We start from the raw sequence: 257 nt of genomic DNA, 5'->3' as shown, positions 1-257 counted from the left end.
ACCCAGGTGCTGTCATCGGCCAATTCGCCACGTGACCGGCAGGGCGTGTTATTCAACGACCGCAAACACCGGCCATCCCTGATCCAGTCGTTCGAGTTTCATGACTTTGTGTTTACGCTGTCGATCAATCATTTCAAATCAAAAGGCTCGGCTTGTCATGAGCAACACGAAGGTGCCGATGGCCAGGGTAACTGCAATCTTATGCGTACCCGGGCGGCTACTGGCTTGTTGCAGTATTTGCAAACACAGCCAACGGG

The 257-nt window shown here is 53.3% G+C and carries 1 protein-coding gene; it reads left to right on the top strand.

Going from position 1 to position 257, the window contains the following annotated elements:
• The coding region (locus Q4563_RS20975) for a hypothetical protein (protein ID WP_303605896.1) at positions 1-257 on the top strand (257 nt) is incomplete at both ends.

The sequence above is a fragment of the Gilvimarinus sp. 1_MG-2023 genome, from assembly GCF_030548285.1.
The sequence above is the reverse complement of the archived record's forward strand: the minus strand, read 5'-3'. Positions and strand labels throughout refer to the sequence as shown.